The sequence below is a fragment of the Verrucomicrobium sp. GAS474 genome (assembly GCF_900105685.1).
Taxonomy (GTDB): domain Bacteria; phylum Verrucomicrobiota; class Verrucomicrobiia; order Methylacidiphilales; family GAS474; genus GAS474.
In genome coordinates this window covers 2,051,268-2,070,652 of record NZ_LT629781.1, presented here as the reverse complement: position 1 = coordinate 2,070,652, position 19,385 = coordinate 2,051,268, and the positions used below count along the sequence as shown (strand labels likewise).

Annotated in this window: 14 protein-coding genes; 6 read left to right on the top strand and 8 right to left on the bottom strand. The window is 66.5% G+C overall.

What is annotated here, in order from left to right:
• Positions 1 to 35: 35 nt before the first annotated feature.
• Both BLU04_RS08575 and BLU04_RS08570 read right to left on the bottom strand, forming a co-directional pair.
• On the bottom strand, positions 36 to 1,814 hold the full coding sequence (locus BLU04_RS08575) for a ClcB-like voltage-gated chloride channel protein (protein WP_157895221.1): 1,779 nt from the start codon (positions 1,812 to 1,814) through the stop codon (positions 36 to 38).
• 31 nt (positions 1,815 to 1,845) lie between these two features.
• Positions 1,846 to 3,210, bottom strand: a complete 1,365-nt coding sequence (locus BLU04_RS08570; protein WP_093284690.1) for an Nramp family divalent metal transporter — start codon at positions 3,208 to 3,210, stop codon at positions 1,846 to 1,848.
• 143 nt (positions 3,211 to 3,353) lie between these two features.
• Between BLU04_RS08570 and BLU04_RS08565 the strand changes: the two genes are divergently transcribed.
• The 4 genes from BLU04_RS08565 to BLU04_RS08550 all read left to right on the top strand — a co-directional run bounded on the left by BLU04_RS08565 (position 3,354) and on the right by BLU04_RS08550 (position 7,112).
• A complete protein-coding gene (locus BLU04_RS08565; RefSeq protein ID WP_093284688.1) occupies positions 3,354 to 3,848 on the top strand; it encodes an iron dependent repressor, metal binding and dimerization domain protein in 495 nt (164 codons plus the stop codon).
• A gap of 388 nt (positions 3,849 to 4,236) precedes the next feature.
• A complete protein-coding gene (locus tag BLU04_RS08560) occupies positions 4,237 to 5,037 on the top strand; it encodes a tetratricopeptide repeat protein (RefSeq protein ID WP_093284686.1) in 801 nt (266 codons plus the stop codon).
• Positions 5,038 to 5,071: 34 nt separating this feature from the next.
• On the top strand, positions 5,072 to 6,424 hold the full coding sequence (locus BLU04_RS08555; protein WP_093284684.1) for a glycosyltransferase N-terminal domain-containing protein: 1,353 nt from the start codon (positions 5,072 to 5,074) through the stop codon (positions 6,422 to 6,424).
• A 55-nt stretch (positions 6,425 to 6,479) separates the two neighbouring features.
• Entirely contained in the window at positions 6,480 to 7,112 is a 633-nt protein-coding gene (locus tag BLU04_RS08550) for a tetratricopeptide repeat protein (protein WP_093284682.1), read from the top strand.
• 21 nt (positions 7,113 to 7,133) lie between these two features.
• Here the strand turns inward: BLU04_RS08550 and BLU04_RS08545 are convergent, their stop codons facing one another.
• Complete coding sequence (locus tag BLU04_RS08545; protein WP_093284680.1) at positions 7,134 to 8,078, bottom strand: acetylxylan esterase; 945 nt, start codon at positions 8,076 to 8,078, stop codon at positions 7,134 to 7,136.
• Positions 8,079 to 8,183: 105 nt separating this feature from the next.
• Between BLU04_RS08545 and BLU04_RS08540 the strand changes: the two genes are divergently transcribed.
• The gene (locus tag BLU04_RS08540) at positions 8,184 to 8,954 is read left to right on the top strand and encodes a sugar phosphate isomerase/epimerase (protein ID WP_093284679.1); all 771 of its coding nucleotides are present in this window, start codon (positions 8,184 to 8,186) and stop codon (positions 8,952 to 8,954) included.
• Positions 8,955 to 9,352: 398 nt separating this feature from the next.
• Here the strand turns inward: BLU04_RS08540 and BLU04_RS08535 are convergent, their stop codons facing one another.
• The gene (locus BLU04_RS08535) at positions 9,353 to 10,513 is read right to left on the bottom strand and encodes a hypothetical protein (protein WP_093284677.1); all 1,161 of its coding nucleotides are present in this window, start codon (positions 10,511 to 10,513) and stop codon (positions 9,353 to 9,355) included.
• 153 nt (positions 10,514 to 10,666) lie between these two features.
• On the opposite strand from BLU04_RS08535, the gene BLU04_RS08530 reads away from it, so the two are divergent.
• Positions 10,667 to 13,450 carry a sugar-binding protein gene (locus tag BLU04_RS08530; protein WP_157895220.1) on the top strand — a complete coding sequence of 928 codons (2,784 nt, stop codon included), beginning with the start codon at positions 10,667 to 10,669 and terminating at the stop codon, positions 13,448 to 13,450.
• A gap of 13 nt (positions 13,451 to 13,463) precedes the next feature.
• Here the strand turns inward: BLU04_RS08530 and vccD are convergent, their stop codons facing one another.
• Genes vccD through vccB form a run of 4 tightly spaced genes read right to left on the bottom strand, consistent with a single transcriptional unit; the run spans position 13,464 to position 19,297 of the window.
• Positions 13,464 to 14,102 (bottom strand): Verru_Chthon cassette protein D, encoded by a 639-nt coding sequence (vccD, locus tag BLU04_RS08525; RefSeq protein ID WP_093284674.1) that lies wholly within the window; start codon positions 14,100 to 14,102, stop codon positions 13,464 to 13,466.
• Positions 14,099 to 17,881, bottom strand: a complete 3,783-nt coding sequence (gene vccA / locus BLU04_RS08520) for a Verru_Chthon cassette protein A (protein WP_093284672.1) — start codon at positions 17,879 to 17,881, stop codon at positions 14,099 to 14,101. The genes vccD and vccA overlap by 4 nt, the downstream gene beginning before the upstream one ends.
• 4 nt (positions 17,882 to 17,885) lie before the next feature.
• Positions 17,886 to 18,818, bottom strand: a complete 933-nt coding sequence (locus BLU04_RS08515; protein ID WP_093284671.1) for a prepilin-type N-terminal cleavage/methylation domain-containing protein — start codon at positions 18,816 to 18,818, stop codon at positions 17,886 to 17,888.
• Between the two features lie 32 nt (positions 18,819 to 18,850).
• On the bottom strand, positions 18,851 to 19,297 hold the full coding sequence (gene vccB / locus BLU04_RS08510) for a Verru_Chthon cassette protein B (protein ID WP_157895219.1): 447 nt from the start codon (positions 19,295 to 19,297) through the stop codon (positions 18,851 to 18,853).
• Between the last annotated feature and the right edge of the window lie 88 nt (positions 19,298 to 19,385).

Sequence of the window (19,385 nt, the reverse complement as noted above, 5' to 3'; positions counted from 1 at the left end):
CGACATATAGTTAACTCAAAGAAAATAAATCAATCCTACTTCGCATAGTCGGCCATCGCCAGGAGGAGGTCCCGCTTCGAGAGCGATCCGAGCAGGACCGGATCGTCGACCGCGAAGACCACCGGCAGTCGCTCCCCGTCATGGCGGCCGAAGTGCTCCATCGCCTCGCTCAGCGTGTGGGCGGGCGTCAGGAGGGGGAATTCCTCCTGCATCACGTCGAGGGCCAGGGCGAGTTCGGCAACCTCGGCGTCGTGGAGGAACGGCTTCATGTCGTGGAGGGAGATCGCGCCGCGGAAGCGGTTCGTCCCGTCGGTGACGTAGAGGTAGTTGAAGCGGTTGCTGACGAAGAAACGGGCGGCGTCGCCGAAGTGGGAGCGTTCCCCGATGTGGGGCGGGTTCGGCTTCATCAGGTCGCCGACGCGGAGGGTGGCGAGGCGGGGATCGGGGGCGAGGGCCTTCTTCCGCCGCATCGCCTCGGCATAGATCGACTCCCCGCCGGTCCCCTGCGCGACGTAGAAGGCGGCGACGCAGGCGAGCATCAGCGGGAGGACGATGGCGTAGTCGAGGGTCATCTCGAAGAGCATGAGGATCGCCATGATCGGGGCCCGCGTCGTCGCCGCGAGAAAGCACCCCATCCCGACGAGGGCGTAGGCGTCGGCCGAGGCCGTCGTCGCCGGCCAGAGGAGGTGGACCGGATAGCCGAAGAGGTAGCCGATGGCCGCGCCGACGCAGATCGTCGGCGTGAAGATCCCGCCGACCGCCCCGGACCCCGCCGTCGCCGCCGTCGCGACGACCTTCAGCACGAGGAGGAGGAAGACCCCCTGCCAGAGCGCCGAGGGGGGCAGCAGGGCGCTCTCCAGCGGCTCCCGATGGAGGATCGCGCTGACGACGTCGTACCCGTTCCCCCACACCGCCGGGGCGGCGAGGGAGAGGAGGCCGACGATGAAACCGCCGACCGCCATGCGGAGCGGGATGTTCCCGCCGAGCGTGGCGAAGAGCCGCTCCCCGGTCTTCAGGATCGAGAGGAAGACCGGCCCGAGCAGCCCCGTGGCGACGCCGAGGAGGAGGTAGGGCGCGAGCTCCCAGATGGAGACGAGCTGGTAGCCCGGGATCGCGTAGGCGGGCGCGCCGTTCCACAGTTCCCGGACCGTCACCGTCGCGATGACCGAGGCGAAGACGAGGGGGCCGAAGCTCTCCATCGCGATGGTGCCGAGGACGATCTCGGCGACGAAGAGCGCCCCGGCGATGGGGGCGTTGTAGGTCGAGGCGATCCCCGCCGCCGCCCCGCAGGCGACGAGGAGGCGGAGGCGCGGCACGGGAAGGCCGAAGCGCCGCCCCGTCACCGAGGCGAGCATCGCGGAGAGCTGCACCATCGGGCCCTCCCGCCCGATGGCCCCGCCGGAGGCGATGGTGAAGAGGGAGGAGAGGCTCTTGATCAACGTCGCCCGGACGCGGACGACGCCGTTGCCGAGGGAGATCGCCTCCATGTAATCGGTGGAGCTTTTGTAATTCAGCAGCCGGAGGCCGTAATGGAGGACGCACCCCGCCAGGACCCCGCCGACGACGGGAATCGCCAGCCGCATCTGCCAGGAGAGCCCCGCGGCGGCGACGACGAGGTTCCCCCCCTCGCCGACGAGGTGGAGCTGGAAGAACTCGATCGCCCGGCGGAAGAGGATCGAGGAGAGCCCGCCGAGGAGGCCGACGAAACCGGCCCCGAAGAGGGTGGCGTGGACCTCGCTCCCGCCGGTCTTCTCCTGGAGCCAGAGGCGGAACGCCAGGAGCCGCCGCCAGCCCGCCCCGAAGGAGGGGCGCATGGGAGGGGGCGACGACGTCATTGCGGCGAGTCTAACCGAAGAACGCGTCGAAAACCAACTTCACATTCAGGAAGACGATCAGGGCGGCGAAAAACCAGGCGAGGCACCGGAGCCAGGGGGCGTTGGCGAATTCCCCCATCTTCTTCCGGCACGAGGTGAAGGCGACGAGGGGAACGACGGCGAAGCCGAGCTGGAGGCTGAGGACGACCTGGCTGCCGACGAGGAGCCGCGTCGTCTCCCCTTCCCCGTAGAGGCCGATGACGACGACGGCGGGAACGATGGCGATGCCCCGCGTGATGAGGCGGCGGAGCCAGGGCCGGAGGCGGAGGTTGAGAAACCCCTCCATCACGATCTGCCCGGCGAGGGTCCCCGTGACGGTCGAGTTCTGCCCCGAGGCGAGGAGGGCGACGGCGAAGAGCGCCCCGGCGAAGCCGACGCCGAGGAGGGGGCTGAGGAGCTGGTAGGCGTCCTGGATGTTGGCGACGTCGCGATGGCCCGAGGTGTGGAAGGCCGTCGCCGCGAGGATGAGGATCGCGCCGTTGACGAAGGTCGCGCCGAAGAGGGCGACGGTCGAGTCGATGGTGGCGAAGCGGATCGCCTCGCGCGTCGCCTGGGGCGTCGGCTCGATCCGCCGCGTCTGGGCGATCGAGGAATGGAGGTAGAGGTTGTGGGGCATCACCGTCGCCCCGATGATCCCGATGCTGATGTAGAGCATCTCCCGGTTGCGGAGGATCTCGGGGCTCGGCGCGAACCCGGCGAGGACGCCGACGAGGCTCGGCTTCGCCAGCCAGAGCTCGATGGCGAAGCAGAGGCCGATCGTCCCGATCAGGGCCATGATGAAGGCCTCCAGGTAGCGGAAGCCCTTGTTCTGGAGGTAGAGGACCATCATCACGTCGAGGCAGGTGATGAGGCAGCCCCAGACGAGGGGGATGCCGAAGAGGAGCTGGAGGCCGATGGCCATGCCGACGACCTCGGCCAGGTCGCACGCGGCGATGGCAACCTCGCACAGGAGCCAGAGGAAGATGGCGACCGGCTTCGAGTAATGGTCCCGGCAGGCCTGCGCGAGATCGCGCCCGGTGACGATGCCGAGCTTCGCCGCGAGGTGCTGGAGGAACATCGCCATGACGCTCGAGAGGAGGATCACCGAGAGGAGGGTGTAGCCGTAGGAGGCGCCCCCTTGCAGGTCGGTCGCCCAATTGCCCGGGTCCATGTAGCCGACGGCGACGACGAAGCCGGGGCCGACGAAGGCGAGCAGCTTCTTCCAGAAGGAGCGGGTCTGCGGCACCGGGACGGTGCCGTGGACCTCGGGGAGGGAGAGCGCCGTCCGGGGATGATTCCACCCCGCCCCGGCGGGTGCGCCGACGCCGCGGGGAAGGGAGGACGAGGAATCGTGCATCGGCTCCGTACTTCGCCCCAAAGGAGGGCGCGAGTCAACTTTAAATTTGTCATGACAAACTTTGATTGTCCAAAGCCACTTTATTTGACGGCATTGCTTTTTGGGGTCGCTTCCCAGCCGAAAAAGGGTTACCGTCCCCCCTGATGCCTCCGAAGACGCCGTCCTCCCGGAAGAAAGCGACCCCCGCCAAGGGGAAGGCGAAAGCTCCCGCCGGGACGGAGGGGAGCCGCGCGAAGCGGAGCGCCCACCACCGCGGCGGGCTCACCGAGAGCGCCGAGGATTACCTGGAGTGCATCTCCAATCTCCTGATCCGGCACGGCTACGTCTCGGCCTCCGACGTCGCCGACGCCCTCGGCCTGATCCGCCCCAGCGTCTCCCTGATGATCAAGCGGCTGGCCGACCAGGGCTACCTGGAGCGGCAGCCCTACCGGGGATTCGTGCTGACGCCGAAAGGCCAGAAAGTCGCCTCCTCCATCCGGGAGCGCCACGCCGTCCTCACCGATATCTTCCAGCAGCTGGGCCTCGACCCCGAAGCCTTCCAGGCCGACATCGAGGGATTGGAACACCACATCAGCGACGCCGCATTCCTCCGGTTCAAGCAACTGGTAGCCCATCTTCAGCAGCACCCCCTCCCATAGGAGTCAGGGCGTATTGGCCCCATCTCTCCCTACAGTCCGTACCCTCGGACGCCCAGGGAAGCAGCGGATTTTAATCCAGTTAGGAGACGAGGCGCCGCCAAAGCGCGTCCGCCTAGTTCAGGCCCTCCGAAGGGGACTGCCTGCGCGATAGCGCAATACCTCGTAAAGGGGAAACTAACTTGCAGGGTCGGGAGACAAGTTCCAGGAGGGGCAAAGCCCCTCTTGGGCTATAAAGCGGATTACATCCACCTGTACAGGGTTGACCGCGCATGCCCCGAAGGGCCGCCCCGCCCCCAAAGCATCCCGGAAAAACCCTCCTCCAGGCTCCATTCAACCCCGCTAAATGTACTCGCAACGCCCCCCGCCTCCCTCTTTACTCAGGCTTCCGATGAAGCCTTTCCTTCTTCTTCTCGTTGCGGCCCTCACTTTGGCCGCCCTCCCTGCCCACGCCCAGACGACCGACCCGGCCAAGGTCGCGGCCCTTCACGAGAAATTCATGCAGGGCCTGAAACTGGCCGAGCAGGCGAAGCCCGAGGAGGCCCTCGCGATCTTCGACAGCATCATCAAGGACGAGCCGAAGGCGAAAGGCTCCCTCTACTACGCGGGCCTCATCGCGATCCAGCTGAACCAGCCCGAGAAGGCGATCGACTATCTCAACCGCTTCCACGCCATCGATCCCGACGACTACAAGCACCTCGTCCTCCTCATCCAGGCGAACCAGATGCTCGGCCGGGACATCCGGGTCGAGGAATACCGGAAGTCCCTCTACGCCCTCCACAACTCGGGCAAGCCGATCCCCGGCCTCACCGACGACAAGGCCTTCCCCCGCGAGAAGGTCTTCGACAAGGGGGCCGGCGAGACCGACCTCAACGAATACTTCGACCCGAAGGCCGACCCCCAGATCGCCTGGGAGCTGATCCAGCGCGACGACCAGGGCCGGATGACCCGCCACATCCTCCTCGCCTACAACAAGGAGGCGACCGACGCCCTGCGGAAGAGCGACCCGAAGCTCGCCACCGCCGAGGTCTGGCTCTTCGGCGAGACGGTGATCAAGGACGGCAAGCTCGTCCAATACAACCTCTACCGCCAGGAGGTCGCCCTCCCCTCCTATTCCGACTTCCGCAAGTGGGCCCTCGATGCCCTGAAGAATCCCCCGAAGCCGATCGCCGTACATCCGATGGGTGCCTGATCGGGTTCCTCCTTCCTCCCCCCACCGCCCCGCGATGTCCTTCCTCCGGCAAGTCGCCTACAATGTCCTCTTCATCGCCGCCTTCGCGGTGACGTGGCCCTACTTCGCCTGGCGGCTGCGGAAGCGCGGCCACGTCTGGCGCGACTTCTGGCACCGCCTCGGCCTCTACGGGAAATCGCTCCGCGACGGCTTCGGCCCCCAGGGCGTCGACCTCTGGATCCACGCCGTCAGCGTCGGCGAGGTCATGCTCGCCTCGGTCCTCCTGCGGCAGATGCGCGAGACCCGGCCCGAGCTCCGCGTCGCCCTCAGCACCACCACCCAGACCGGCTACCGCCTCGCGAAGCGGATGTCGGACGAGCGGACGTTTGTCTTCTACAACCCGACCGACTTCCTCTGGAGCGTCGCCCTCGCCTTCGACACCATCCGGCCGAAGATGCTGATCCTCGTCGAGTCGGAGATCTGGCCGAACTACCTCTGGTGCGCGAAGCGGCGCGGCATCCCCGTCTGCCTCCTCAACGCCCGCCTCTCCCCCCGCACCGAGGCCCGCTACCGCGCCCTCCGCTACTTCACCCGCCCCGTCCTGAGCCTCGTCGATCTCGTCTTCGCCCAGCACCCGAGCGAGATCGAGCGCCTCGTCTCCGCCGGGTTCCCCTCCGAGGCGATCTTCCCCGTCGGCAGCCTGAAGTACGAGGTCGCCGACCTCCCCGACGACAGCGACCCCGCCTCCCAGTGGTGGCCGAAGATCGGCTGGGGCGAGGAGAACCTCATCCTCCTCGGGGGGAGCACCCACGCCGGGGAGGAGGCCATCCTCGCCCGGATCTACAAGAAGCTCCTGGAGGAATTCCCCCACCTCCGCCTCGTCATCGCCCCGCGCCATGCGGAGCGGGGGGCCTCGATCCGGGACCTCTGCGAGAACCTCGGCCTCACCGCCCGCCTCCGCAGCGAGCTCGGCGAGGAAGGTGGCGAGGAGAAGGGCCGGGAAGCGACCTTCATCTTCCCCCCCCAGGTCCTCATCCTGAACACCACCGGGGAACTCCGCTCCGCCTACCGCCAGGCCGACATCGTCTTCATCGGAAAAAGCCTCCGCGCGAAGGGCGGCCAGAACTTCATCGAGGCGGCCCGCGTCGGCGTCCCCGTCATCGTCGGGCCGAACATGCAGAACTTCTCCTTCCTCGCCGTCGAGTTCCTCTCCAAGGGCGGCCTCATCCAGGTCCTCGACGAATTCGCCCTCGCCCAGCGCCTCCGGGAACTCGCCGGCTCCTCCGAGCGCCGGGCCGAGCTGGGCCGCCGCGCCCAGGAGATCTTCTCCACCAACCTCGGCGCCGGGAAGGCCTCCGCCCGGATCATCGACGGCTACCTGGAGAAACTGACCCCGCTTGCCAAATAGGCATTCCCCCTTCATTGTAGCCCCCACCTTTTCAACCGTCCACCCACCCCCTCTTATGTCGTCCCGCATCCCCGCCCCCGGCTCCCCCGCTCCCGATCACGACGCGCCCGTCCTCTTCGCCGAGGAGGCGCAATGGAATCCGGCCGTCGTCCTCTGGACGATCGTCGCCCTGATCGTCCTCGGCGGCGTCGCCGTCGTCGGGTGGCGCTGGTCCGAAGCCCGGACGGCGGCCAAGACCGAGGCCTTCCTCGGCACCTATGTCCAGACGAAGGACAACGTCACCCGGCTCGGCCTGCTCGAGGCGAACGGATCCCTCCCCGCCGTCGTCGGCGAGGCCCTCCCCCTCGGCGCCACCCTCCTCCAGACCGGGGAGCCGGTCGCCGCCGCGAAGGCCTACCTCCTCGCCGCCGAGCACGCGAAGGGCCCCCTCCTCGGCACCGCCCTCCTCGGGGCCGCCCAGGCCCTCGCCGAACAGGGCAAGCCCGACGAGGCCGTCGCCCTCCTCCGCCGCCTCGTCACCGAGAAGGGGACCGAGGGGAGCCGTCCCCTCGCCCTCCTCCTCACCAGCCGCTTCCTGAAAGTGAAGGGCGACGCAGCCGGATCGAAGCAGGCCCTTCAGGAATTGAAGGCGAAGTACGGCACCAGCCCCTTCGCCTCCGAAGCCGACGAGCTGCTGAAGAAGAGCTAAGCTCCGGGAGGGACCGAGCCCTCACCGCTTCCAAAGACGGCTGAGCCTCCCGGCCAGCCGCGCCTCCTCGGCGGCGAAGCCGGGATGGTCGTAATGGCCCGCCTCGCGGACGAAGACCTCCCCCACCTCCGCCGGGACCGCATTGGCGACCGCGAACTGGCCGGGAGGCGGCACCGCCGGATCGAAGCACGCCGCCGAGACGACCGTCGGGACCGCGATTCTCTTCGCCGCCGTCGCCGCATCGAAGTAACCGAGCACGTCGAGCACCGCCGGATCCTGCTTCCACCGGGCGCGCACCGCCAGGCCGCTCCCCTCGCAGTGGAGGGTCACGCGGAGGGGATGATTGCCGAAGGTCGGGACGTCGAGGTGGGCGCGGCTCCAGCGCGGTTCCCACGGCAGGGCGAGCGCCCCGAGACCGCCGCCGAAACTCGAACCGTCGTAATCGATCCGTCCCTTCAGCCTGGGAAAGAGCGCCTCCAAGACCGAGGCCCCCGCCCAGAGGTCGGCGACGCAGCCGCGCAGCACGTAGCCCTCCCGCGTCTCGATCCCGTGGAGGACGTGGCGCATCGCCTCCCCCGGGATCGCCCCGCTCCGCGAGAGGCCGAAGCCCCGGACGCAGACCGCGAGGGCGATCGCGGCGGGCCGGAACGCGGGCTCGTCCCGTCCGCCATAGCCGTGGCCGACGACGGCGGCCCGCTCGATCGGCACCGCCCTCGGCACCGAGAGCCACGCCCCGATCCGCACCCCGCCGAGGGAATCGAAATGGACCTCCTCGACGGCGTAAGCGGGATCGGGACTCGCCACCGCCCGCCGCTCGATCCGCAGCGGCACCGCCAGCGCCTCCTCCCGCGTCGCCCGCCAGAACGGGTCGAAATCGCCCGGCCCCTCGGGGGCGGGAACGCGTCGCAGGGCCGCCTCGTCGTAACCGTAGGCCGGGTCGAAGGAAAAGGAGTGGGTGAAAGGCATGGGAAAGGAAGGATGGATGGATGCGCCAAAACTACCATTTAACGCCTAAAGAATGCCTATAAGAAAGCCCGGAAAAATGGCATCCTGAGGCATCTTCCCAACCCTATGAAACTTTCCCAGGTCGCCGTCCAGCTCTACACGCTCCGCGATTTCCTCAAGACCCCCGCCGACATCGCCGAGACCCTGCGGAAAGTCGCCGCCATCGGCTACCAAGCCGTCCAGGTCAGCGGCATGGGACCGATCGCCGAGGAGGAATTGAACGCGCTGCTGGAGAAAAACGGCCTCGTCTGCTGCGCCACTCACGAGAACGGCGACCTCATCCGGGCCGAGCCCGCGAAGATCGTCGATCGACTCCGCAAGCTGAACTGCAAATACACCGCCTATCCCTTTCCGGCAGGGGTCGACTGGACGCAGCCCGATCACCTCGACCGCCTGGCGGCCGACCTCGACCGGGCCGGGGCCGCCCTCCGCGCCGCGGGCCAGGTGCTGACCTACCACAATCACGCCATCGAGCTGATCCCCTTTGCGGGGAAGACCGCCCTCGACTACCTCTACGCGCAGACCGACCCGCAAAACCTTCTCGCCGAGATCGACACCTATTGGATCCAGTACGGCGGCGGCAATCCCGCCGCATGGTGCCGGAAGCTGAAGGGCCGCCTCCCCCTCCTCCACATGAAGGACTACGCCTTCACGACCGCGGACAAGCCGGTCTTCGCCGAGATCGGCAAGGGCAACCTGAACTGGCCCGAGATCGTCGCCGCCGCCGAGGCCTCCGGCTGCGAGTGGTTCATCGTCGAGCAGGACAGCTGCGCGGGCGATCCGTTTGATTCGATCCGGCTCAGCTTCCAGTATATTAAGGCGAACTTGGTGGGATAGCCCGGCTCTTAAAGCCTTTGGAAGCGTCGTTCCTCCCCGAAGCGGACAGCCTAATGCGGTACGGCTAGAACAGTTCAGCCCCATCTGACGGGGAGGTCCAGGAGGGGCGAAGCCCCTCTTGCGTCGTCTAACACGTGCAGATTACATCCACCTGTACAGGGTCTGTACCCAGTTCAAATTGGATATCGAAATTCAGTATTTATCAACCTTTAAAATCAAGGGAACTGGCGGAGACTGGCTTCCTTATAGATGGCCGAAGAGGACTTGACGACTGGGTCTGAACGCTATTCCTGAAGCTTCTCACCGCTTAACCAAGCAGTTCCTCCTCGAGCAAACGTTCTCAAGTATACCAGAGCTTTCGCGGCCGCAGCGAAACTTCTCCTTTCCCTTCCTTCAGATCAAGACTTGCCGTGGGTGGCGAGGGCCTCGGCCATGGTCTTGACGAACTCTCTCCATGCGATTTCAGCCTTCGGTTTTTTGCCATCGGTGAACAGCCAGGCGCCATCACTCGGATTGAGGTTCCAGATGATGATGTATTCGATCGCAATGCCGTCGGCGACGGCGGCGGAGAGGCGTTTGCCGAGATAGGCGGGAAAGGCGTCGTCGTCGATGGGACCTTTGTTCTTGTCGTCGCCGCCCGTGCCGGTCTCGGATAGGGCGAAGGGCTTTTTGTGTTCCTTGCAGAAGGCGAGGGCGGCAGGGAGGCCCCATCCGGAGGTCGGCTTCCATTGGGTGCCGGAAGGATAGTCCCAGTAGTGCTCCCGGTTGGCGGGATTCGCGGCCCAGGCTGCGATGCTGGGAGAAGGAGAGTGATTCGTCCAGTCGTAGGGCTGGGCGCACCATACGGGGCTGTACATGTCGGGTCCGACGACGTCGACCGAGTCGTCGCCGGCGTAGGTGCTCGTCGGATCGACGCCGTTCCATTGGAGGAAACAGGGGCACCAGACCGTTTTGATGGTGATGCCTGCGGCGTGGTGGGCCAAAGAGGCGACGCGCTGGAAAGCATGAACGTAGGCGGCCGCCGAGGCGGCGTTGCCCGTGGCGTACCAGGGTTCCCAGCCGCCATTCATTTCCCAGCCGATCCTGAAGTACATGGAGGTGTAGCCGCGCTTCTTGAAGGCTTCGATGATGCTGTTGTAGACGTCGTCGTATTGGCCGTCTCCGATGGCGTTCATCATGGCGGTGGCACGGTCTCCGTTCCGCTTCCCGTGATCGTAAACGGAGGAATCGGCCAGGCCGATGCTGACGACGGGAATGAGGTTGGCCTGGGCCGAGCCTTTCATCACGCCGGACCCCCATCCGGCGTTGCCGGGCCAGGCGGCAATGGGCTGGGTGTAATCGACGAAGACGTCGGTGTAGCGGGGCTCCTGCCCCATCGATTGGATGAAGGTGGTGTAGCGGGCATCGAATCCTGCCTGGGCGGCGGGATTGGCCGGATTGGGGTTGCCGACGAAGACGCCGAGCTGCTCGAAGACGGCAGCCGAGGAAAGGGCGAGGGAAGCCGTCCATGCCGCAAGGGCAAGGACGAGGGGAAGCTTGTTCATGTGCTCGAAAATCATAAGATGGCGGAAGGAAGGCGGCAATCGCAGCCCTATCTACCAGTTAACCCTGCCTGACAACGCGCCGGTCAACTGCTCAACGACAAAGGCGTCGCCGAATCCTTTCCCGCCCCGATGATGGAACGCGACATGCCCTGCCTTCGTTCTTTCCCTTTGCCCTTTCGTCGCGCGCGACGGTTGATTCTCTCCCTCCTGCTCTGCGCCGCTCCCGGCCTTGGTTTCGTCGCGCAGACGATCACGCCCCAAGATCAGGGCGTGCTCGTCGACGGCGGCGGGACGCTGCAGTTCCGCCTCGATTATCCGAAGCTTTGCGACGGTGCCGGAAAGGAAATCCGCAAGCTCCTCGAAACGGCCCCTTCGGGAGGCGAGGCGCTCCTCAAGTACGAGGGAGGCATCACGCTCCAGATCTCCGTCACCCCCGAACACACCCTCCGCTACGCCTTCTCGAACCTTCCCGCCGAGGTAAAGCAGGCCTCCGTCCTGAGTCTCGTCAGCTTCAATTTCACCAACGGCGGAACGTGGCGATTCGACGACGCCTCCGCGGCGCCCTTCCCTCCGGAACAGGGCGAGAAGCCCCATCTTTACCAGGGCCAGGCCGGTTCCTTCACCCTCCGTCAGGGCGATGGGATCGGCCTCACGCTCTCCTTCTCCTCTTCGGCCTACAACCAGCTGACCGACAACCGGGCCTGGGGATGGAAGGTCTTCGCGTGGCGTTGGAATTTCTTCCCGAATCCCAACACCCCCCTGACCGTCACCGTCCGGCCCGCCGACGGTCCCGGAGCGGCGAAGCCCACCGCCCCGGCGAAGCAGGTCGACGCGTTCGGCCAGAACACCCGCTTCGACTGGCCCGGGAAGCTGAAGTCGGAGGACGAGCTCAAGGCCGACATCGCCGCCGACGAGGCTTATTATGCCTCCTTCAAGCCTCCCGCCCTCGACCGCTTCGGGGGCCTGCCCGGCAGCCAGGAGAAGTTCGGTCTGAAGAAGACCGGCTTCTTCCACGTGGAGCAGAAGAACGGGAAATGGTTCCTCGCCGATCCCGACGGCAACGCCTTCTTCCACCTCGGCGTCTGCAGCTTCCTGCCGCACGATTACACCTACGTCGGGGGCCGCCGCGAGATCTACGAATGGCTTCCGCCGCTCCAAGGTCCCTACCAGAGCGCTTTCCACAACGGCAACGAGGTCGACAACTTCTCCTTCCATTCGGCCAATCTGATCCGCAAATACGGGAAGCCGGTCGAGGACGCCGACTTCGCGCGGCGTATGATCGGGCGCGTCCGCCAGTTCGGCTTCAACTCGGGCGGCGCGTTCAGCCCCTTCACTCCGGCCCATGCGGAGCTTTCCTTCCCCTATGTTTCGGGCCTGCCGAACAAGGGGCTGCGGAGCATTCCGGGCACGGCCCATATCCCCGACCCCTTCGACGAGGAGACCCGCGCCAAGTTCGACAAGCTCTGCGCCGAGGCCCTTCCGGCGAAGGCCGCCGATCCGCTCCTCATCGGCTACTACCTGGAGAACGAACCCCTTTACGAGGACCTGCCCCGGGTGATCCCGACCCTCAAGGGAAGCCAGAACGCCTGCAAGCGGCGCCTCGTCGAGATGCTTCGCACGAAATACGGGACGGTCGAGGCTTTCTCCGCCGCCTGGAACCTCCCCGCGAAGACGTTCGACGAGCTGGCCGACCAGGCTCTCGCCGTCTCGACCCCCCAGGCGAACGCCGACATGAAGGCCTACATGGAGCTCTACTTCGACGCCTACTTCGGCTGGATGAGCTCCACCGCCCGCCAGTACGATCCGAACCACATGCTCATCGGGAATCGTCTCCAGCATGGGACGATCAACAACGAGGTTCTCTGCCGCGCCATGGGCAAGTACCTCGACGTCATCTCCTTCAACTATTATACCTACGTCCTCGACACCGATTTCCTCAACCAGATCGACAAATGGGCCGGAGGGAAGCCGATGTTCCTGAGCGAATTCCATTGGGACTCGCCGAAGGACTCCGGCCTGCCGGGCGGCGCGAAGGACGTGGGAAGCCAGGTCGAGCGCGGCCTCGCCTACCGCAACTACGTCGAGCAGGCCGCCGCCACCGGCTACATCGTCGGCATCGAGTGGTTCTCCCTCGTCGACCAGCCCCTCACGGGGCGCTGGTTCTCGAAGTACAACGGGGAGAATGGCAACATCGGACTCTTCTCCGTCGCCGACCGCCCGTGGAAGGAGATGATCGCCGAGATGGCGAAGACGAACCACGAGATCTACCCGGTCCTCCTCGGGGAGCGGAAGCCGTTCGTCTACGACAATCCCCGGTTCCAGATGGCGAAGGGCGGCAACAAGATCGTCAAGGTTCCCCGCGCCCTCGGCCCGATCAAGCTCGACGGCGGCGCGGAGAACTGGCCCGGCACGCCGGCGGAAGGCCTCGGGCGGCGTCTCGTCCAGGGGGCCGACGACGGCGGCGTCGATGCCACGTTCAAGGTCTGCTGGGACGACGCCAACCTCTACCTCCTGGTGAACGTCGTCGATCCGACGCCGATGAAGGCCCAGAAGGACGTCGCCCGCTTCTGGCAGGGAGATTGCGTCGAGCTCTTCCTCGGTCCCACGCAGCTCAACGAGCCGGGCGCGCCCCTGGCCTCCGATCGGCAGTTCCTCCTCGCCGCCAATACGGACGGCACCCAGCCCCGCTCCCTGGCCCCCGGGCGCGATCCGCAGCCCGCGATACCCATGACCGTCCTGCCCAACGTGAACGGCCAGGGCTACATCCTCGAGGCCGCGATTCCCTTTTCCGTCCTCGGTTTCACGCCGAAGCAGGGTGACGAGGCCCTGTTCGACCTGGGCATCGACGACTCGGAGGACGGCAAGACGCGGAAGCGCCAGTTCATGTGGAACGGCACGGACAAGAACTCGGCCGAGCGGAAAGGGTGGGGCCGGGCGGTCTTCAACCAGTAAGACAACTCCACGCCTAGGGCCGATAGATCCGCGTCCGGCCCGTGATCGGATCGAGGTGGATCATGGCGTAATCGCCTCCGCCGGAGAGCGTGCGATCGCCGCCGAGGACCAGCGTGACGAAGGAATTCGCGATCGTGAGGGTCTCCTCGTCGTCCGAGGTGGCGGCGTAGCCGTTCGGACGGAACTGGAAGGAGATATAGCGGTAATGGAGGCCGAGGTTTCCCAACTTCGGGGCGCCCGTGGGAGGATCTTTTTCCTTCAGCCGCAGCAGCCCCGATTCCTCCTCCTGCGAGGAGCAGACAACGGGGGCGGAGAAGTAGCAGGGCGGCGCGATGGGGACGTCCCCGGAATCATCGATCACGAAAGCCTGGAGCGCGCGAAAGACCCGGGGCTCGATCTCCCCCCTCCCGGCGTCGTAGGCGGGGAGCTTGTAGATCCGGACCTCCACCGGCCGGTTCCGCGCGACGGCAGTCTGGCGAGCCTGGTTGAACTGATCGGCTACCATTTCGCCCGCGGCGGTGAGGCCGACGCTCCGCGCGCTGGAATGGACGGCGATCATCGGCAGCGAGATCAGAACGGAGATGATGGCGAGGGCAAGAAGCAGCTCGATGAGGCTGAACGCTCGACGCCCATAAGGATGCGCCGCCTTCATGGAGAGAACGACTTCGGGTTGTAGAGCCGGATCTTGTAGAACCGGCTCAAGGGGGTGTTCGTTGAGGTGTCGGCGAAGTCGGGCAGACTCGAGTCGTTCGGGTCGACATAGCGCTCGACGACTGTCGATCCCCGGTACTCGTCGGTGACGAGATCGGTCCCCTCGCGCCAGACCGTCGGGTCGGAGTTCCCCGCCTTCTTCAGCGCCTGGACGCGGACGTAGACGGTGAAGGTGTTCGATTTCGTCGTGAGGAGCGGATAGAGGTTCGCGTAGGGCCGCTCTCGCGAGTTGTCCCCGGTGAGAGCGCGAGCCGACCAATAGGCGTCCATCGAGGCGCGGGTCGGGTTCGAGGGGCCATCGCTCGGGACGAGGTCGACGGAGCAGATCTCCGAGGCCGAGCGGAAGAGGTCCCCGGCACCGAAGCGGGCCAGGAACTGGAGCAGGGTCGCGTCGGCGTTGAGGGTCATCCGATACTGGCTGGCATTCGTCGGTCCGCCCCCGCCCATCACGCCGGGATACTTGTAGGTCTGTGCCGCGGTGCTCGGGATCGCGAGGAGCTTCTGCGCCTTCAGCGCGGCGCGCACCGCCGTGTCCCGGTTCACGTAAGTGAAGGGAACGATCTGGTAGTTCATGTTAACCCGGCCCGCCGTCGAGAGATGGTCGCTGATCGGGTAGGGCTCGACGACCGGCATCGTGAAGAGATCGAGGAGGAGATGGTCCGGTGGAACCGTGTAGGGAGGTCCGGCGACGGGCACGCCCAGGCCGGGATGGTTCGCCGGACCCGGGCGGAAGAGAAGCGTCTGCCAGGCCTTCCCGCCGAAGACACCCGTCGGGAGGGAGCCGAACATCGCGGCCGAGGGGACGATCCGGTTCGGGGAGAAATAGGTGCTGCCCGGCAGGGTCCAGGTACCGGTGTAATCGAGCTGAAAATAGGGCTTGTAGGTGGTGTTGCCCACGTCCCCTTCGTCGGGCTTGTTGATGTAGGGACCGTCGGAGAGGTTCGCCAGGCCATTGTCCCAGTCGGCGGCGACGCCGCCCGTCTGGGTCACCGAGGCCTGGGAGAGGACCTGCGGGTCCTTCGGGATGATGAAGTAGAGACCGCCGGTGGCGGTAATGGCGGGATCGTTCTGCTTGTAATAGGTGCCGGCGAAGGCCGTCGTCCCGGGATAGCTCACGCTGGAGACCAGCCCGCCCATCGACGAGCCGTAGAAGGGGTAGCCGATGCCAGCCCGCGCGTTGAAGGCGAACGGCATGGTCTTGTCGGAGTAGCTCGCGAAGGACGTGAAGAGCGACGCGGGGGCCTTCTTCATCGCCGCGATCAGGCGGGGATCCCCCGCCGCCGGAACAACGCTCCGGACGACGTCGGTCTTCGAGACCGGCAGGAGCGGCGAGTCGGCGGAGAAGCGTCCCTTGGTGGTCGCGCTGCCGCTCACGACGTCGTAAAAGGAACGAAAATCGTAGGCCGTCGTGCTTCCGGTCGGCGTGATCGAGGAGGGGGCCACGGCGCTGGGCAGGGGAAAGGTGGCCGCGGGAAAATTCATCGTCACGGTCTGGACCGTCGAGGAGTTGCCGGAGGCGTCGAGGGAGTAGACCTCGACCGTCACGTCGCCGCCCTGGAAGGGGAACGACCCGGTGGAGATCGGAAGATCGATCGTGCCGCTGACGAGGGGGTACTGCGTCGCCGTGGCCGCGCCCCGGCCATAGAAGAAGATCCGGGGGTCGACGGCACCGCCGTAGTAGGCCAGGGAGCTCAGCGACGCGTTGGTGTGCATCGGATACCCAACGTCGCCCGCGGCAGGGAAGCCCATCGCGTTCCCGTTCCACTGGAACGAGCCGAGTCCGCTGACCTTCACCCCGAACCACGGCCGGTTCGTCGGCACGCCCTGCGAGGGGTCGAACATCTGGAGGAAGAACCCCGCCTGGATCCGGAGGTTCCCGGCGGCGACGGCGGGTGTGACCCCCGTCGTGGCGCTGTTCGCCACGCCGATGAACTGGAGGTAGGCGCCCGCCACCGTCGGGAAGCGACCAAAGCCGCGCGTTCCCGTCGTCGTGTCTTCGATCGGCACCACCTGCCCGAGGCCCGCCAGCCGGGAGTAATTCAGCGTGTCGGTTGATGGGACGATGATCTGGCTGTAGGCCCCCGTCCAATTCGTCGCCGCCGCGCCGGAGGTTCCCGTCCAGAGGGTGCTGTCCCGCAGGTTTGTGCATCGAATATAATCGAAGATCTCGGTGAGGATCTGGTCCCGCTCGATGCCCCCGCCGCCGGAGGGGTTCGAGGCCACATATTTCGCCGCGAAGCTCCCGCCGAAGCCGGGGATCTGCGCCGAGGTGAGGCGGCGCAGGTATTCGAGGAGCATCCGGTTCCGGCCCAGCCCCCCGGTCGACGACGCGGTCGGGAGGTCGACGTTGGGATCGTTCGCGTTCTGCCGCTCGAAGTAGTAGCGGTAGGGGACCTTGAGGTCGGTCCGCATCGTCGCGGCAAAGGCGGCCCGGACGTCGAACGGCGTCACGGTCGGCGTCCCGGAAGCATTCAGGGTGACGGGCCAGATCGAGACCCGCGGCAGGTTGAAGAGGTTCACGTCGGGGGCGCGGCTGACCGCGGTGACGAAGAAGCGGCTGCGCGCCAGCGCCGCAGGGGCCCACTGCGCCGCCGCCTTCCCTTGCAAAAGCGCGGCATTCGTCGCCCGTGTCCCGCCGCTGAGGGAGGGCTGGAACATCAGGTCCTCGGGCGTGGCGTAGAGGCGGGAGGTCCGCGTCGAAAGGGAGGCGCTCGGGGCGACGGTCCCCCCCTTCGATCCTCCGGCGGCGACGCGCGGCGTGACGGGATAGAAATCCTCGGGAAATTTCGGATCGGAGGAGAGACCGGTGAAGACCGAACTGAGCGCCACCCCGGCCGGATGGCCGGGATAGCGCTGGAATTCGTTCCGGGCGGGCTGGTAGAGGGCGAGGTTGAAGTCCTCCTTCGTCGCCACGCGCGGAGAGTCCCAAGACGATCCCTCGGAGGCCGTGTTCACATTCACCTTGCAGGTCTCGTCGTCGGTCCAGAAGGCGATCCGCCCGACGACGGGGTTCGCCGCCGTCGCCCCCGGTATCGTCGCCAGCGAGGACGAGGTCCCTTTGGGCGAGACGAGGGTGCCGTCGGCCAGGACGTAGAGCCACCGGACAGGCATCGGGACGGGGTTGCTCCCCGAGCCCGTCGCCGTCGGCGTGGCCGCGCTCACGTAGAATCCCGAGACCGCAGCCTGCCCGCTGCCGTCGTCGTAGGTGAGGCCCTTCGTACCGTCGACGCCGGTCGCCTTCAACGTCAGGCTGTTCCCGTCGAGGATCGGATAGCGGCTCGCGCCGTTGATCTGGACGGGCTGGTTGAGGTCAGTCCAGAGCGCCGGCTGCTGGTACCATTTCGCGGGGACGGCGTCGCCCGAGGGATCGAAGGCACCGTCTCCCGCGAGCGAAGCGGAGGAGTAGAGCTTGAAATACTGCCTCGGTGCCCCCGCCGCGTCGTACGTCCGAATCATCCCGGGCTGGGAGGCCCAGGCCAGCGTCCCGCCGTCCGGGGCGACGCCCTTCGTCCCCGCCGTGATCTGGCTGACGACGACATTGAGGGCCGACTGGGCGAGGAGCCGGGAATAGCTCCCCTGTGCATAGGTCTTCGAGGCGTGAAGTTCCGTCGTCACCCGGCCCAGGAAAACCACCACGAGCCCGGCCATCAGGATCAGGCTGCCGAGGACGATAACGAGGGAGAAACCCCGGCGGCGGCGCAAATGTATCGGCGTCCTCATGGGGTCACAGGCTCCACTTCGCCCCCGGCAGCGAGAGGGTCGTCCGGAAGACGCGGTAGGTGAGATGGCGTTCCGCGAGCCGCAGCCCCAAGACGCGAAGATCGTCCTCCAGCCGCGAGGCCGAGACAAAGAGCCCCGCGAGGCCGACGTCCGGAGCCTCCTTCGTGTCGCCGAGCTGCTGGGCGCTCGTCTCGTCGAGGGCGACGAGGACAATCTCCACGAGGGGGGGGAGCTGGTGAGCGGTGACCGGCTGGGGACGGACCGCCGCCCCCGCGCGGGAATCGTATTCGTAGTCGGAGACCAGAGGGGCGGCGCTCTGGTCGCGGGGAAGGATCACCAACGCGATGATGTCGTCGGCGATCTCGTGGCTGTTCGCCGCGAGCGCGGAGGAGAACCACGAGGTGTTCCCCGCCGCCGATGCGTCGTAGAGGGCGAAGTTCTCCGTCGGCTGGAGGAACTGCATGAGGCGGAAGCGGCGGGCGACGACCGGTCGCGTTGCGCCAAGGCGCTCCAGGAAGGAGGGGCGGGAGGGGTCCGGGCCGTACTGGATGAAGAAACCGCACGCGTTGAGCGCCCCGCCGAGAAGGGCGTAGGAGGATTGGCTGGAGTAGCCGAGCGGGGCCTGGAAAAAGACGGCGTGGGTGACCTGGCTCGGGACGAGAGTTTTGCCGGAAATGAACTGGAGGTCGGAAGAGCGGATGTGGGCCGTGGGGGCGGCGGCGTTGTCGTAGGCCAGCGTCGTGTTGAGCGTCGCCTGGCCGAGGGTCTGCGCGAGGATGTCGAAGGCGGCGCGTGCCCGTTGGAAGGAGCCGATCTTCGCGCCGGTGCTCCGCTGGGCGTTCGCCGCCTGGATGGTGACGCCGAGGACGACGGCCATCACGAGGAGGGCGATCGTGGCGGCGCAAAGAATCTCGACGAGCGTAAAGCCACGGCGCAAAGAGAGCGGAAGGCGGGATGACAGAGGCATGGTCAGCGGACCGCCGAAGGGACGATCGCGAAGTAGCTGTTGGTCTCCGTGGCCGTCCGCCCCACGACCGAGACGATGACCTGGCTCGCGTTCGTCGTCAGGAGGCCGCCGGACACCTTCGACGCGCTGACCAGGACCGTGAAGGCCCTCTGCGGATCGCCCGCCGAGGCGACGGGAAGGCCTTCGTCGGTGAAGTAATAGGTCCGGGCGACGAGGTTCGTGGCATCGGCGGCGAGGACCCGGCTGACGACGTCCCGTACCACCTCGGCCTCGGTCGACGTCGCCGCCGCCGACCGGAACGTCTTCAGGCCGATCGGGATGACGCCGAGGAGGGAGACCATCGCGAGGGAGACGATGCCGATCGCGATCACCGCCTCGATCAGGCTGAAGGCCGTCGCGTGAGCGACGCGAGAACAAGGGGAGACGAATTTGCCTGGCCTGGGAGGCAAGGCAAGGTCTCCTTTCCCCACGTCCCTCGTTTGGCGGCAGATGAGCGTCATAGAATGGCCGGCACTCTCCTTCCCAGGCTATCACCGC

Bases quoted from the DNA above. Each gene is read 5' to 3' on its own strand.
- BLU04_RS08575 (WP_157895221.1), bottom strand. From the start codon at position 1,814: ATGCGCCCCTCCTTCGGGGCGGGCTGGCGGCGGCTCCTGGCGTTCCGC.
- BLU04_RS08570 (WP_093284690.1), bottom strand. From the start codon at position 3,210: ATGCACGATTCCTCGTCCTCCCTTCCCCGCGGCGTCGGCGCACCCGCC.
- BLU04_RS08565 (WP_093284688.1), top strand. From the start codon at position 3,354: ATGCCTCCGAAGACGCCGTCCTCCCGGAAGAAAGCGACCCCCGCCAAG.
- BLU04_RS08560 (WP_093284686.1), top strand. From the start codon at position 4,237: ATGAAGCCTTTCCTTCTTCTTCTCGTTGCGGCCCTCACTTTGGCCGCC.
- BLU04_RS08555 (WP_093284684.1), top strand. From the start codon at position 5,072: ATGTCCTTCCTCCGGCAAGTCGCCTACAATGTCCTCTTCATCGCCGCC.
- BLU04_RS08550 (WP_093284682.1), top strand. From the start codon at position 6,480: ATGTCGTCCCGCATCCCCGCCCCCGGCTCCCCCGCTCCCGATCACGAC.
- BLU04_RS08545 (WP_093284680.1), bottom strand. From the start codon at position 8,078: ATGCCTTTCACCCACTCCTTTTCCTTCGACCCGGCCTACGGTTACGAC.
- BLU04_RS08540 (WP_093284679.1), top strand. From the start codon at position 8,184: ATGAAACTTTCCCAGGTCGCCGTCCAGCTCTACACGCTCCGCGATTTC.
- BLU04_RS08535 (WP_093284677.1), bottom strand. From the start codon at position 10,513: ATGATTTTCGAGCACATGAACAAGCTTCCCCTCGTCCTTGCCCTTGCG.
- vccD (WP_093284674.1), bottom strand. From the start codon at position 14,102: ATGAAGGCGGCGCATCCTTATGGGCGTCGAGCGTTCAGCCTCATCGAG.
- vccA (WP_093284672.1), bottom strand. From the start codon at position 17,881: ATGAGGACGCCGATACATTTGCGCCGCCGCCGGGGTTTCTCCCTCGTT.